General features: G+C 66.4%; 15 protein-coding genes. 9 read left to right on the top strand and 6 right to left on the bottom strand.

What is annotated here, in order from left to right; all coding sequences use genetic code 11:
* Nucleotides 1-17 precede the first annotated feature (17 nt).
* Both Ae717Ps2_RS33665 and Ae717Ps2_RS33660 read right to left on the bottom strand, forming a co-directional pair.
* Nucleotides 18-557: a GNAT family N-acetyltransferase gene (locus Ae717Ps2_RS33665; RefSeq protein WP_075313111.1), complete on the bottom strand. Its 540-nt coding sequence runs from the start codon at nucleotides 555-557 to the stop codon at nucleotides 18-20.
* A 191-nt stretch (nucleotides 558-748) separates the two neighbouring features.
* Entirely contained in the window at nucleotides 749-1,774 is a 1,026-nt protein-coding gene (locus tag Ae717Ps2_RS33660; protein ID WP_075313109.1) for a site-specific integrase, read from the bottom strand.
* A gap of 138 nt (nucleotides 1,775-1,912) precedes the next feature.
* On the opposite strand from Ae717Ps2_RS33660, the gene Ae717Ps2_RS40155 reads away from it, so the two are divergent.
* The 3 genes from Ae717Ps2_RS40155 (at nucleotide 1,913) to Ae717Ps2_RS33645 (ending at nucleotide 4,197) form a co-directional block, all read left to right on the top strand.
* Nucleotides 1,913-3,457 carry a hypothetical protein gene (locus Ae717Ps2_RS40155; protein ID WP_075334867.1) on the top strand — a complete coding sequence of 515 codons (1,545 nt, stop codon included), beginning with the start codon at nucleotides 1,913-1,915 and terminating at the stop codon, nucleotides 3,455-3,457.
* A 190-nt stretch (nucleotides 3,458-3,647) separates the two neighbouring features.
* The gene (locus tag Ae717Ps2_RS33650) at nucleotides 3,648-3,896 is read left to right on the top strand and encodes a hypothetical protein (RefSeq protein WP_139319108.1); all 249 of its coding nucleotides are present in this window, start codon (nucleotides 3,648-3,650) and stop codon (nucleotides 3,894-3,896) included.
* Nucleotides 3,897-3,993: 97 nt separating this feature from the next.
* Nucleotides 3,994-4,197 carry an IS3 family transposase gene (locus Ae717Ps2_RS33645; protein ID WP_158071631.1) on the top strand — a complete coding sequence of 68 codons (204 nt, stop codon included), beginning with the start codon at nucleotides 3,994-3,996 and terminating at the stop codon, nucleotides 4,195-4,197.
* Nucleotides 4,198-4,510: 313 nt separating this feature from the next.
* Here Ae717Ps2_RS33645 and Ae717Ps2_RS33640 read toward each other — a convergent pair whose 3' ends face one another.
* Together Ae717Ps2_RS33640 and Ae717Ps2_RS40780 are read right to left on the bottom strand one after the other, a co-directional pair.
* Nucleotides 4,511-5,470, bottom strand: coding sequence for an acyl-CoA desaturase (locus Ae717Ps2_RS33640; RefSeq protein ID WP_075313139.1), 960 nt, complete (start codon nucleotides 5,468-5,470; stop codon nucleotides 4,511-4,513).
* 185 nt (nucleotides 5,471-5,655) lie between these two features.
* Complete coding sequence (locus Ae717Ps2_RS40780) at nucleotides 5,656-6,066, bottom strand: cupin domain-containing protein (protein ID WP_075313137.1); 411 nt, start codon at nucleotides 6,064-6,066, stop codon at nucleotides 5,656-5,658.
* A gap of 474 nt (nucleotides 6,067-6,540) precedes the next feature.
* Between Ae717Ps2_RS40780 and Ae717Ps2_RS33630 the strand changes: the two genes are divergently transcribed.
* From Ae717Ps2_RS33630 to Ae717Ps2_RS33620, 3 genes are all read left to right on the top strand, one after another.
* A complete protein-coding gene (locus Ae717Ps2_RS33630; protein ID WP_075334865.1) occupies nucleotides 6,541-7,725 on the top strand; it encodes a PLP-dependent aminotransferase family protein in 1,185 nt (394 codons plus the stop codon).
* A 29-nt stretch (nucleotides 7,726-7,754) separates the two neighbouring features.
* Nucleotides 7,755-8,102 (top strand): hypothetical protein, encoded by a 348-nt coding sequence (locus Ae717Ps2_RS33625; protein WP_143510929.1) that lies wholly within the window; start codon nucleotides 7,755-7,757, stop codon nucleotides 8,100-8,102.
* Between the two features lie 120 nt (nucleotides 8,103-8,222).
* Nucleotides 8,223-8,939: an arylamine N-acetyltransferase gene (locus Ae717Ps2_RS33620; RefSeq protein WP_075334864.1), complete on the top strand. Its 717-nt coding sequence runs from the start codon at nucleotides 8,223-8,225 to the stop codon at nucleotides 8,937-8,939.
* Between the two features lie 75 nt (nucleotides 8,940-9,014).
* Here the strand turns inward: Ae717Ps2_RS33620 and Ae717Ps2_RS33615 are convergent, their stop codons facing one another.
* Both Ae717Ps2_RS33615 and Ae717Ps2_RS33610 read right to left on the bottom strand, forming a co-directional pair.
* A complete protein-coding gene (locus tag Ae717Ps2_RS33615; protein ID WP_075332982.1) occupies nucleotides 9,015-10,214 on the bottom strand; it encodes an IS701 family transposase in 1,200 nt (399 codons plus the stop codon).
* Nucleotides 10,215-10,330: 116 nt separating this feature from the next.
* Nucleotides 10,331-11,659, bottom strand: coding sequence for an IS630 family transposase (locus Ae717Ps2_RS33610; RefSeq protein ID WP_075334863.1), 1,329 nt, complete (start codon nucleotides 11,657-11,659; stop codon nucleotides 10,331-10,333).
* A 30-nt stretch (nucleotides 11,660-11,689) separates the two neighbouring features.
* Here Ae717Ps2_RS33610 and Ae717Ps2_RS40775 point away from each other — a divergent pair, with 30 nt between their 5' ends.
* The 3 genes from Ae717Ps2_RS40775 to Ae717Ps2_RS38635 are packed head-to-tail and all read left to right on the top strand — an operon-like array spanning nucleotide 11,690 to nucleotide 13,220.
* Nucleotides 11,690-11,800 carry an AAA family ATPase gene (locus Ae717Ps2_RS40775; protein WP_139319252.1) on the top strand — a complete coding sequence of 37 codons (111 nt, stop codon included), beginning with the start codon at nucleotides 11,690-11,692 and terminating at the stop codon, nucleotides 11,798-11,800.
* 56 nt (nucleotides 11,801-11,856) lie between these two features.
* On the top strand, nucleotides 11,857-13,056 hold the full coding sequence (locus Ae717Ps2_RS33600; protein WP_075332982.1) for an IS701 family transposase: 1,200 nt from the start codon (nucleotides 11,857-11,859) through the stop codon (nucleotides 13,054-13,056).
* Complete coding sequence (locus tag Ae717Ps2_RS38635) at nucleotides 13,053-13,220, top strand: hypothetical protein (RefSeq protein WP_170917006.1); 168 nt, start codon at nucleotides 13,053-13,055, stop codon at nucleotides 13,218-13,220. The genes Ae717Ps2_RS33600 and Ae717Ps2_RS38635 overlap by 4 nt, the downstream gene beginning before the upstream one ends.
* The last annotated feature ends 679 nt before the right edge of the window (nucleotides 13,221-13,899 follow it).

Raw genomic sequence — 13,899 nt, 5'->3', positions numbered from 1 at the left:
TACGGGGTTCGTTGCCTCTAGCGATCCTGGTGGTCAACGACCCCGCCTACCTGGCCCAGCAGTCCCATCATCAGGTAATCTCGGTCAGCAGCCGGCCCCCAGGCTGGCGGGACCACGTCACGACGCCTGCCCTCCACCACGAACCCGAGAGCTTCATAGGTTCGCCGCGCGCGCATGTTGTCCGCGCGCAGCTGCAGCTCGACGCGGCGGCCGCCCCAGCGGCCGAAGAAGAATTCGACCAGCGCGCCCAGCGACTCGCGGCCGTAACCGGCTCCGCGCACCTTCGCCGCAAAGACGACATCCTCGACGTTCATCACCGAGTCTCCCCAGGAAAGACGGAACCGGAGGAAACCGACCGCGCCTCCACCGTCGGTCCGCTCGCTGACCAGCGAATACGACCGCGAGTCCGCCATCTTCTTCTGAACCTCGCCGACGGAAACCGGGAAATGCGGACCGTAAGCCGGGACCGACTCGTCCGCGTTGAGCAACGCGGCCACGAACTCGGCATCCGAACTCTCGGCGGCACGCATCACGACCCGATTGGACTGGATGAGCATGGGGGTATCGTGTCTCTAAAATATGGTGACGGCCGCCTCCGAGCCGCCACGGTCGCGGCCACGACAGCTGCGCCGAGGTTGCAGCCGCAGTCCCTGCGCGTCAAGCCGAATAGACTTGCCATCAGCCCAGCTTTATGATCAGGCGAAGCATTGGGATCTGCGTTCGACCAGATCGCCCTCCTCCATTCTGGTCATCGGCCAATCTGCAGGACGGCGTTGTCGGTGAAGACGTCGTCGACGCGGATGTAGGTGGTGATGGTGTCCATGGAGCGGTGGCGGGTCTGGTGGGCGATGGCGCGGTCGGTGGCCCCGCGGAGGTGGGCGTAGGTGACGAACCCGGCGCGCAGGCTGTGGGCGCTGTAGGGGCCACCGGGCAGCCCGGCTCGGGTGGTGGCGGCCTGGACCAGGTTGTTGATCGACTCGGGATGCAGCGGTTGGTCAAGGACGCGGTTGCCGGTGGAGACCTTGCGCAGGATCGGTCCGGTGGTGATTCCGGCGAGGTGGAGCCAGGTTTCCAGGGCGGTGAGTGGGCAGTGGTCGGGGTGCTCGGCGCGGGGTAGGCCGATGAGTTCTGCCTGGTCGCCGGTCTGGTTGGTCTTGGAGCGGTGCAGGGTCAGGATGCGGCCGCGGCGTCCGCTGCGCAGTGTCCGTTCGGGGCCGAGCTGCTCGACGGTGAGCGCGGCGAGCTCGGCGCGGCGTAGGGCGCCCCAGAATCCGAGGAGCAGGAGGGCCCGGTCGCGGGCGCCGGCCAGCGACGGTTCGTCGGGGCGGTTCTTCCAGGTGCGGGTGGCCGGGCAGGCGGCGACGGCCTGGTCGAGCAGCGGCGGCATCAGCGGCGCGGCCTGGCCGGGTGGGGCCCCGTGGCTGCGGCGGATGCCCTCCCAGACCGCGGTGACCCGGGCCGTGACGGCGGGATCGGGCAGGTCCGCGGCGCGGTGGGCAGCGCGGATCCCGGACAGGTGCTTGGCGATGGTGCGGACCTTCGCCCCGGCCTGAGCGAGCGCGACCAGGTAGGCCGACACCGTCGCCGGCGCGGCTGGCAGCGGCGTCAGGTCGTGGTCGGTGCAGAACGCGGTGAAGCCGGTCCAGACCGAGCGGTAGCCGCGGCGGGTGTTGTGCGCGCGGGCCGCGGCGACGTAGGCGGCCTCGTCCGGCGAGAGCGGGGTGTCGACCGCGGCCGAGGTCTCCGGGACGGCGTCGAGCTCGGCGTGCGGCACCGGCGGAGCCTATCCGCTGCTTGGCGGGATCTTCTGCATGATCCCGCCAAGCAGTGCTCTGTTTCGTATCGTCTCGTTGTAACAAAACAAAATACAGAACGATTGACGCAACGATACGAAACGGCTAGAGTCGAGCCCGTGAGCGAGCAGCCCTTCCCCGGCGAGCCGGCCGACCGCGATGGCGATGACACCGCGGCGACGCCGGTCGATCCCGCCACCACGGCCACCACGGCCACCACGGCCACACCGGGCGGCACCGCGAGCGACACCGCGCCGGTGAGCAGCGGGTCGCCGGGCAGCGGGGCAGTCGGGTCCGGCGCGGTCGCCTCGCCCGGCGTCGGCGGTGCGGGGTGGCGGGCCCGTGCGGGAGGGCCGGAGCTGGAGCCGTGCCAGTTCCCGGGGGGCTGTGCGCACACGATGGAGTACGCCGGGTCCGGGCGGCGGCCGAAGTACTGCTACCAGGTCGTGGGCGGGGTGATGCACGACCGGGTCAACGCCAAGCGGATCGCCGACGGCGGCGTCCCGGCACGCCGGCGCGGGGAGCCCGACGACGCGCTGGCCCGTCCGATCGCCCGGGCCGGGCAGACCGTGACCGACCAGGTCGCCGCCCTCCTCTCCCGCCTCGATGAGAGTGGGGTGGAGCTGCGCGACGCACTGGGCACCTTGGCGGACCCCGAGGCGGTCGCCGCGGAGATCGCCGCCGCCCGCCGGGCCGCGCGCGCCGAGATCGACCTCGCCCAGGCCGCGACCGACGAGGCCCGCGCCCAGGCCCGCGCCGCCCGGGATGCGGCCGAGGCCGCGCGCCGCTCGGCTGCCGCGTCCGACGAGGACGCCGCCGACGCGATCGCCGAACGCGACGCCGCCGACCTCGCCCGCGCCGAGGCCGTCACCGCCCGCGAGGCGGCCGAGGCCCAGCTCACCGCGACCCGGGCCGAGCTGGAACAGCAGGTCGCCGAACTGACCGCCGAGCGGGACACCGCCCGGGCTGAGACCGAGCGGGTCACCGCCGAGCTGGGCGCCCAGCTGGCCGGCGTGCGCGCGGAGCTGGAGACCGCCGGCGCCGAGCGCGACACCGCGGCGGCCGCGCGGGACACCGCGACCGCCCGGGCCGAGGGGGTCGCGGTCGAGCTGGCCGCGCTGGCCCGCGAGCACACCCGCACCGAGACCCAGCTCGCCGAGGCCCGGGCCCGCGTCGAGCAGCTGGCCACCGAACGCGACACCGCGACCGCGGATCTCGCGGCGACCCGGCGCGACCTCGACCGCGCCGAGACCGACCGCGCCCGCCTGGCCGACGAGATCAACGACGTCCGCGAGCAGGCCGCCGAGTATCGGGCCGCCCGAGCGGCGGCGGAGAGCAGCCTGACCGCGCTGCGCGAGCAACTCGCCCACGACGTCGACCGCGAACGCGCCTACGGCGAGCAGCGCTTAGGCGACGCCGAGACCCGCCATGCCGCCCAGGTCGCCGACCTGCGCACCGAGCTGGCCCGCACCCAACGTCGGACCGCCGGCCACGAGGCCGACGGCGTCGACGCCGATCCGGCCGCCGAGCCAGCGCGTCCGCCCGCCCGCCGGGCCCGGCCCCGCGCCGCGCAGCGCCGACCCGGCCCCACCGCCACCGAGCCCGCCGCCACCGAGCCCGGCGACCCGACCGATCAGCCCGGCGACACCGCCCACCAGGAGTGAGGTCCCCATGAACCCCGCATTCCGCGCCGGCACGTCCCCCGCACCTGCCCCGAAGCCTGGCCGGCCCCGACCGTCTGAGGGATCGGCGCGCCCGGTGATGGGCGACCCCGCTCCGCACGCTTCGAGCGGACCGACCCTGTGCTGCGACCGGTGCGGCTGCCCCCCGGGCGACCCGCTGCAGCAGATCCTGATGAATGCCGTGTGGCTCGTCGACGGCCCCGACCGGCCCATCACCGCCTGCTACTGCCGGGCCTGCGCACCAGGCGGACCGATCACCGACCTGACCTGCCAGCGCTGTGGCGACGGCCCCTTGCTGGCCGGTGACCTCGCCGCCGACCCCGACGGGCAGCTACCCGCCAGGGCACAGGGCTGGCTCACCGCCGCCGGATGGAACCTGACCGGCCCGGTCTGCCCCACCTGTCACCCGAGCCCGCGGTGAGCGTGCCGGGGCTGGGCCCCGCGAGAGTCGAGCGCCGGTCTGTGCATCGGACCAGGGCTGGCGTGGTCAGTTCTGCTTGGTCATGGTGACGACGACGGTGGGCCTTGACCCCCCCCTCAAGATCGAGCTGCTCTACTGGCCCGGCACCACGTTCACAACCCGCCGCGAGGCCGAGCACGCCCTGATCCGCTACCTCGACGGCTGGTACAACCCACGCCGGATCCAGGCACGCCTGGGCGGGCTCTCACCCGACGAGTACGAAGACCACTATCGTCGCGCCCAACGCGACGCAGACAGGTAGCCCGCACTCCGGGAAACCGGGGGAAGCTCAGCAGGGTCCCGTCGAGGATCACGAACGCCTTCCCGAGCGCGACCTCGATCGCCTGGGCCAGGGTTGGGGGCCAACGCCGCGAGCAGCTCGGTCGCCTCGCGCAGGAAGCGGTACACGGCCGAGGTCTCGACCCGGAAACCGCGACCGGTAGGAGCAAGCGCGGCGCGGTCGACCTTCCACGCAAGCCCGCCGAGGTGGGCCGGGGGCTGACTGGCCCCGCGACAAGACGGCGCCCCGGTGCTCGTGGGAACACCGGGGCGCCAGTCCTTCTGGCACGGGCAGGTCAGGCCGCGGCGGCCTGCTTCTTGGTCGCCAGCTTCTCGAGCCGGCGGGTGGTGGGCCAGCGGACGGCGGTCGCCCAGCCGAGCTTCTCGAAGCCGCGGATGACGACGGCCGAGATGTCGATCTGGCCCTTCTTCACACCGTGCCGGGCGCAGGTCGGGTCGGCGTGGTGCAGGTTGTGCCAGGACTCGCCGAAGGACAGGACCGCCAGCCACCAGACGTTGGCGGACTTGTCACGGGAGGCGAAGGGACGCTCGCCCCAGATGTGGCAGATCGAGTTGATCGACCAGGTGACGTGGTGCAGCACCGCGACGCGGACCAGACCGGCCCAGAAGAACGCGGTGAACGCGCCCCACCAGGACATCGTGACCAGGCCGCCGATGAGGGCCGGGCCGAGCAGACTGACGACGACGATCGCTGGAAAAGCACCCTGAATTCGCATCATGGTGCTGTCCGCGATCAAGTCAGGGGCGAACCGCTGATGATTGGTCAGGTCGCGCTTGAAGTTCCAGCCGAGGTGGGAGTGCCAGAAGCCCTTGACCAGTGCCTTCGCGCCGGTGCCGTAGAGCCACGGCGAGTGCGGGTCGCCCTCCTTGTCGGAGAAGGCGTGGTGGCGGCGGTGGGTCCCGACCCATTCCAGCACCCCACCTTGCAACGACAGACTGCCCGCGATGGCTAGCGCGATCCGCAGCGGGCGCTTGGCCTTGAACGAGCCGTGGGTGAAGTAGCGGTGGAAACCGACCGTCACGCCGAGGCCGCTGATCGCGTAGAAGACGACGAACAGGGCGACGTCGACCCAGCCGAGACCCCAGCCCCAGGCCAGCGGGACGGCGGCGAACAGGGCGAGCGTCGGGAGAACGACGAACACTCCGACGAGGAGAACTTCCCTGCGGCGGCGTCGGCCGTCGAACAGCGGTGCTCGTCCAGTGCTCGCACGACCCGAGGCATCCTCAATCGTCATGAATTGAACTCAACACCTCGTCGCATCAAAACGAAAATCCAGCCCTCCCCCCCCTGAGCAGGTAGGGGAAACCCCCGTACGCCTACCGCAGCGACTGAGACAAGCCATCCAGGTCCTCAAGGCCAAGAAGCTCGCACGGTCACGCAAAGATCAAGTTTATCGTTCCTCGATCTCTAGTTCGCAGGTTAGTCAGAGCGTTTCACAACCCGGTCGACCCAAACGCATTCATGAGCTCTCATCATCCACGGTGCGAGGAAACTTGAATCGTCGTCCGCTCGCTTTCGTTGCTCCGTCTCGAACTTTTTGCGGAGCTCTTCCGCGCGAAGCTTCGCTTCGATCTCTCGGTCAGGGCAGAGCACGACATCGTCATTAAACTCTGGATCCGTCCGAACCTCGACCGCCGTCAGCGGCGAAGAGGAGCTGAGATTTACTGCCATATGCAGTACGCCGGCCGGAACGAAGATGAACTCTCCAGCCGCATGTATATGTGGCGTGAGGTCAGGTCCAGTTAGGGTTAGGGCATGACCAGCCACGGCGATGACGATAATGTCGGAATGCTCGTGAAAATGGACTTTCGACGATGCTCGCGGGGGCATTACTACGATTCCGGCCGACAGTCTTGTAGAGCCTGATGTGGCGGCAGTAATGCACGGGAGTAGTGCTTGCGCTTGCGGTCCACGGATAACTCGATTATCCGCTGCGCCCACGACGGAAACTCTCGCGTCTTTCACCGGTCCTACTTCTCCCTAAACTATTTTAGTGTGACGCTAGACTGGACGTTACCACTCTTCCGTCACCACTCATGTCGCCAGCCGTAACTTTCGAGAGATCGCCAGAGGCAGGCTACCTAGCGGCGAACGAGATTCTATCGATGAAAGCACCACCGACATGACGAAGCAACCCTCCTGGCGGAGTTGGCAGGATGCCGCCAACCAGTGTGACGGATAACCGCCAACTATCAGCTCAACTTGCCCGAGTAGAAGAACTCGACGGCCAGTGTCGAGATAAACTCGGTTAACAACGTTAGGGTCTCGCCGCCAGATCGGTGAGAAACGGGAGACGAGGTTTGTGTGGCATCCGAGACCGCTCAGCGGAAACTAGGTGAACTTGGGACCGACAGAATTGCCGAGATCTTCGAGCGGGTGATCTGCAGCAATGACTTGATTTCGTTCGCGGCGGGGGCCCCAAGTCACGATCTGTTGCCAACTGATTTACTCGAATCGGCAGTCAAAAACGCACTAGCTCGGTATGGGTCGACCATCCTGCAGTACGGTGAGGTAAGAGGCTTCACCCCACTAATCGAAGTCTGTAGTGAGCTACTCGCGGCTCGTGGGATGACACGATGCACAGAACGGATACACATCGCAACAGGCGGTTCTGGAGCTCTCAACAATATCGCCGGATCGGTCCTCGACCCAGGCGACGTGGTTCTCGTCGAGACGCCTACATATGGGCCGGCTTTATCTGTCTTCCGCAGCTATGGAGCGGAAGTCGTCCAGGTGGCCACGGATAATCAGGGCATCGCCCCAGACAGTCTTGACACGATGCTGAGCCGATTTCCCGGCGCGCTAGTGTATCTGCTACCCACCTTTCAAAATCCGACCGGAGCAACAGCATCAGCTGCTCGGAGAATGGCTCTCGCCGCAGTCCTACTACGTCACGACGCGTTGGCAATCGAAGACGACGTATACTGCGAGCTCCGATATTCGGGCACACCCGAGCCAGCTCTTTGCTCGTACGCCCCAGACAACGTCGCATACATCACATCTCTCTCGAAAACTCTTGCGCCAGCGCTGCGTATCGGCATCAGCGTTCTTCCAGATAGGATTCTGAAAACAGTCCTGCGCATCAAACGCGGAATTGATATGCAGACGTCTTCACTCTGCCAGGCTACAGCCGCTGAGGCAATTAAGTCTCTTGCCTATGAAGAGCATCTTCAAACTATTCGTTCAACATATGAACGGCGAATGCAGACGATCGGCGATAGCCTCACAAGGCATCTTACGCCAGTGGTCCGTTGGCGAATTCCAGACGGGGGCCTGTTCGTATGGCTAGAAGGTCCTCCTAGCCTCGATGCGGATAGTGTGGTCCGCGAAGCAATCGACTCCGGTGTCGCTGTTCTACCGGGAAGCGCGTTCCACGCAGATCCCCGAGACGGGCGCAATACACTCCGGTTGAGTATTGCGGCTGTCCAGGATCAGTTCATCGATCAGGGTGTGCAACGCCTTGCCATGCTCATAGAGTCCAAAGTCTAGTGACGTCGACGGACTGCGCCATTATCGGAGTGTGGCTCGTGGAAGCTGTTGCGGCACCGTTTGCTCATCACGTCATGATGTTCCACGCCGATGGAACGATGCTGCAGTCGAATCCAGACGGAGGAAACCTTCAACAGAGCGACAGTATTGGTATGGGAACATGGTTTCTTAAGGCAGATGATGAAGTAATCGGCGCATTCGTGGAGTGTAGCGCTAACAGGAGGACGGGGGGCTCCCTCGGCTTCACTGAAGTTCGTTTCCAGATTGTGGTCGACAGCCAGCAATTTGAAGGTCAAGCCCGCTCGTACTCGCATGGGCAGCGCACCGAATCCGGTGCTACGACTTTGCGTGGACAGCGCCTCGGGCTGACCTGGTAGGGATCGTGTGATGTAGTACTTTGCGCGCTCAGTTCTGAACTCTATGCGCAGCGTTGAAAGGTACAGAATTCAGTAAATCAGGCTTCGCCTACCCGCTATTTCCCGTGATTGGACCAAATTGTGGAAGATCAGGATGTACGCCGCTACCTGAATCGCCTTGGCATCCGCAACCATCCAGGAACGTCGATCCAGGCGTTGAAGCTGCTCCATACTGCGCATGTCGAGCGCGTCGCCCACGAAAATCTTAGCATTCACATCGGAGAAAGCAGGTCAATTGATCCGCTGCAGGCTGCTAAAGATATAATTGGAGGCCGTGGAGGATGCTGTCATCATCTTAATGGAGCGTTCTTCGAACTACTGAACACACTCGGCTTCCCCGCAACCCGCCATCGCGGCGGTATTCAACCTCACGGGAGAGTGCCGTCGGTCGCCGATGCAAGCCATATGGCGCTCACGGTTCTGTGCGAAGATCAAAGCTGGTATGTCGATGTCGGTATGGGTGATGCGCTCTATGAGCCGATTCCGCTTGTTCCCGGAACTTACGTACAAGGTCCGTTTCAATACCACCTTCGCACGTCGACGACTGAAGCCGGCGGATGGCGATTCGAGCATGACCGCCGAGGAGCATTCGTTGGCATGGATTTTGCGTGCCACTCTGCAGTAACCGATCACTTCCTACAAAAAGATAAGGAACTCAGCAGCTCACCAGGGTCCCGGTTTACTCAACTAGTACTGCAACGGCAGTTGATCAGCTCGGGGGTCGTTCGCCGCGTCGGCGGTAGTGGCAGTCGCGGGCCTGTTGTTGGCGTTCACGGCGCCAGGTCGACCAGTGCATGACGTGGTCGATGCAGGTGAGCGGGGTGAAGGCGAGCGCGGCGAGGAGACGGCGGATCTCGTTGCCCGACAGCTGAATCAATGCGCGCCGGCTGGCTGAGGATCCCCCTTTTCGGCCTCGCGTGCGTGTTCGGCGGCGCGGGTGACGGCGAGGTAGGCCGCGGTGAGCATGGCCAGGGTGATGTGGGCGTGCCAGGCTCGGTAGGAGCGGACTTGGTAGTGGTCGAGGCCGGCCTCGTTCTTCGCGGTCTGGAAGCATTCCTCAATCGCCCACCGCGCCCCGGCGACTCGAACGAGGTCGCGCAGCGGCGTGTTCGCCGGGGCGGCGCAGCGGTAGAACGCCAGCTCACGGATGGTCTTGCCCTCTGCGGGCTCGGTCTGGCGGCGCACCAGCAGCCAGTGCCCCCAACCCGCCGGGAGGCCGTCGATGGCCAGCGCAACCGCGGTCCAGTCATAGACCCGCATCCCGTGCGCGCCCGGCCCGATCGCGCGGCGCTCCCACCCGTCGTGCCCGGTGTCGAGATCACGCGCCCCGGCGATCGTGGCCAGGGCCTTGGCCGGGCGACGATTCCCGTCCGGGCTGGTGAGCATGTCGTCATTGCGGGTGGCCAACACGAACGGGATCTCCCGCTCGGTGAGCCAGTCGCGAAAGCCCGGGTTCTGCCCGTAGACCTCGTCCGCGGTCACCCACGACCCGGACGTGAGTGCCCCAGCGGCGTACGTGCGGGCCAGCATCGCCGTCCCCAGCTGCGGTTTCGTGGCGAACTCGACGTCATCGGGGACATCCGCGCGCTCGCAGCGTTCGCGGTCCTCGGTCCACGAGGTCGGCAGGTAGAGCTCCCGGTCGATCAACGCCCGCCCCCGCTTCGAGGCGTAGGCCAGGAACACACCGAGCTGACAGTTGTCGATCTTCCCGCTGGTGCCGGTGTACTGGCGCTGCACCCCGGCCGAACACAGGCCCTTCTTGATGAACCCGGTCTCGTCCACGATGAACACCCCCGACGCGGTGTCGGTGAGATGTTGCAGGACGTAGCCGCGCAGGTCGTCGCGGACCCCGTCGACGTCCCAGTCCGCGGTGCGCAGCAGCCGCTGCATCCCGTCCGGCGACATCGCCCCGGCGTGTTCGGCGAGGGTCCAGCCGTTCTTCCGCTCGAGCCCCGCGAGCAGGCCTCGCAGGTAGGTTCCGACCCGCCGGCGCGGCTCGACCCTGCGGAAACGGCCAGAGATCAGCTCCACCACCGCGTCCAACGAGGCCACCCACCCGGCAAGATCAACCACGCGGTGATCATCACCGCCGAACGGCCGTCAGCCTCTCACCACACGCCGAACTGCCGTTACAGTATTAGGGTGTGGCGATGTCGACAGGAGAGACGATGGCCAGGCACGCCGAACAGCTAGTGTCCCGCGCCGGAAATTCGCTGTAGAAGTCTGCTGAGGGATTCGAGGATTTCGTCGGCGGTCTTGGTCCAGACGAACGGCTTCGGGTCGGTGTTCCAGGCCTTGACCCATGCGCGTAGGTCGGCTTCGAGGGCTTGGACCGATCGGTGATCGCTGCGGCGTAGCAGGTCGTCGGTGACGTGGGCGAACAGTCGCTCGACCTGGTTGAGCCAGGAGCTGTAGGTCGGGGTGAAGTGCATGGTGAACCGCGGGTGGCCCGCCAGCCACCTGCTGACCGTGGGGTGTTTGTGGGTGGCGTAGTTGTCGCAGATCACGTGCACGTCCAGCCCGGCGGGGACCTGGGTGTCGATCAAGGCCAGGAACTTGCGGAACTCGGTGGCGCGGTGGGATCGGTAGGTCTTTCCGATCACGGTCCCGTCGGCCACGTTCATCCCCGCGAACAGGGTCGTGGTGCCGTGCCGGACGTAGTCGTGGGTGCGTTTCTCGGGCATGCCCGGCATCATCGGGAACGCGGGCTGGGACCGGGCCAGGGCCTGGACCTGGGACTTCTCGTCCACGCTGTAGACCACCGCGTTCTCGGGCGGGTTCAGATACAGCCCGACCACGTCGTGGACCTTCTCCACGAACAGCGGGTCGTTGGACAGCTTGAACCCGTCGGCCCGGTGGGGCCTGAGGTTGAACCCCTTCCAGATCCGCCCGATCGTCGAGCGTGACAACCCGGTCCGCTCGGCCATCTTGGCCCGGCTCCAGTGCGTCGCGTTCGCCGGTGTGGACTCCAGCGTCGCGATAACCACGTCCTCGACCTGCTCGGCGGTGATCGTGGCCGGCCGCCCCGGCCGGTCCTCGTCGTGCAGCCCGGCCAGTCGCCGCTCGAGGAACCTGCAGCGCCACTTGCCCACCGTCATCGGGTGACACCCGAGCTGTTCGGCGACCTGGTGGTTGTCCAGGCCGTCCGCACACGCCAGCACGATCCGGCACCGCAGCGCCAGGGCCTGTGACGACGTGGCCCGCCTGACCCACCGCTGCAGCTGTTCACGCTCGTCTGGCTCCAGCACCAGATCCGCTTTCGCCCGCCCCGGGCTCGCCCGATCGGCCAGCCCGTCCAGCCGTGACGCTGCGAATCGCTTGCGCACGTTGAGCACCGTCATCGCCGTGACGCCCAACTCGTCGGCCAGCCGGGCATACACCACACCCGGCTCCGCACACCCCAGAATGATCTTGGCGCGGGTGGCCAACCGCGCCGAATCCCCCCGCGCCCACTCCACCAACCGGGCGCACTCCTCCTCACTCAGGACGAACTCGGGCGGCGGCACGCAACTCAACATACCGACACCCTATCTATTTAACTATCGAACTTGAGGCGCGGGACACTAGCACGAGAAGATGCGCTCTTGCGGACCATCGCACTCGTCAACGACAAGGGCGGGGTCGGTAAGACGACGTTGGCGGTCAACCTAGTACTGTAACGGCAGTTCGGCGTGTGGTGAGAGGCTGACGGCCGTTCGGCGGTGATGATCACCGCGTGGTTGATCTTGCCGGGTGGGTGGCCTCGTTGGATGCGGTGGTGGAGCTGATCTCTGGCCGTTTCCGCAGGGTCGAGCCGCGCCGGCGGGTCGGAACCTACCTGCGAGGCCTGCTCGCGGGGCTCGAGCGGAAGAACGGCTGGACCCTCGCCGAACACGCCGGGGCGATGTCGCCGGACGGGATGCAGCGGCTGCTGCGCACCGCGGACTGGGACGTCGACGGGGTCCGCGACGACCTGCGCGGCTACGTCCTGCAACATCTCACCGACACCGCGTCGGGGGTGTTCATCGTGGACGAGACCGGGTTCATCAAGAAGGGCCTGTGTTCGGCCGGGGTGCAGCGCCAGTACACCGGCACCAGCGGGAAGATCGACAACTGTCAGCTCGGTGTGTTCCTGGCCTACGCCTCGAAGCGGGGGCGGGCGTTGATCGACCGGGAGCTCTACCTGCCGACCTCGTGGACCGAGGACCGCGAACGCTGCGAGCGCGCGGATGTCCCCGATGACGTCGAGTTCGCCACGAAACCGCAGCTGGGGACGGCGATGCTGGCCCGCACGTACGCCGCTGGGGCACTCACGTCCGGGTCGTGGGTGACCGCGGACGAGGTCTACGGGCAGAACCCGGGCTTTCGCGACTGGCTCACCGAGCGGGAGATCCCGTTCGTGTTGGCCACCCGCAATGACGACATGCTCACCAGCCCGGACGGGAATCGTCGCCCGGCCAAGGCCCTGGCCACGATCGCCGGGGCGCGTGATCTCGACACCGGGCACGACGGGTGGGAGCGCCGCGCGATCGGGCCGGGCGCGCACGGGATGCGGGTCTATGACTGGACCGCGGTTGCGCTGGCCATCGACGGCCTCCCGGCGGGTTGGGGGCACTGGCTGCTGGTGCGCCGCCAGACCGAGCCCGCAGAGGGCAAGACCATCCGTGAGCTGGCGTTCTACCGCTGCGCCGCCCCGGCGAACACGCCGCTGCGCGACCTCGTTCGAGTCGCCGGGGCGCGGTGGGCGATTGAGGAATGCTTCCAGACCGCGAAGAACGAGGCCGGCCTCGACCACTACCAAGTCCGCTCCTACCGAGCCTGGCACGCCCACATCACCCTGGCCATGCTCACCGCGGCCTACCTCGCCGTCACCCGCGCCGCCGAACACGCACGCGAGGCCGAAAAGGGGGATCCTCAGCCAGCCGGCGCGCATTGATTCAGCTGTCGGGCAACGAGATCCGCCGTCTCCTCGCCGCGCTCGCCTTCACCCCGCTCACCTGCATCGACCACGTCATGCACTGGTCGACCTGGCGCCGTGAACGCCAACAACAGGCCCGCGACTGCCACTACCGCCGACGCGGCGAACGACCCCCGAGCTGATCAACTGCCGTTGCAGTACTAAGTCACGCTCGGTTAAAGGCTGCCGCGGGCACACAGCTGCTCATGGAGGCCTGCGCGCAGCGAGCAGATTAGGTGTACGGGGTCATCAGCGGTCCAGCAAGGACCGACACGCCCGCACGTGCTGCGCCGCTCTGAGGCGCGACAACGGTCCGTCAGACACGTGTGCTTACGACGACGTGTCCTGCTGCACAAGCAGCGACGCGCGGACGTGTGGCGACGAGCACGCAGGTATGTATGTCGTACTGCTGTAAACGACGCGGTGTTGTTTGCCTGCGTACTCGTGCAGAGTCAGGTAAGCACGCCTAGAGCTGCACTAACAGGCGAACGTAACAGCGTTGCTAATCGCAGTGGTCGGCGTGGTGAAACGTGCGATGCATGACACGGTTGATAAATCTAATGTCAATGCCGATGCGAGTGCGTGTATTGCATTAATGGTTAACGTGCACTTGCGGCCAGTGCCGACCGCAGGTGCTAGACCACGTGTCAATGCTGTCGTCCTAGCTATCACAAGTGCTATCGCTTGAAGGTGTTCTGAGCTGCAGTAATGTTCGACCCTGCGACGCTACCGCGGTCGGGTCGGGCGATCCGATCACTCTGGGAGGGGTATCCCCGCGAGTCGATCGGCGGGCGCCCCGACCGGACGGTCTCGGCGTCGTCG

The organism is Pseudonocardia sp. Ae717_Ps2, from assembly GCF_001932475.1.
Taxonomy (GTDB): Bacteria; Actinomycetota; Actinomycetes; order Mycobacteriales; family Pseudonocardiaceae; genus Pseudonocardia.
Note: the sequence above shows the minus strand (reverse complement) of the source record. Positions and strands in the feature narration are given on the sequence as shown.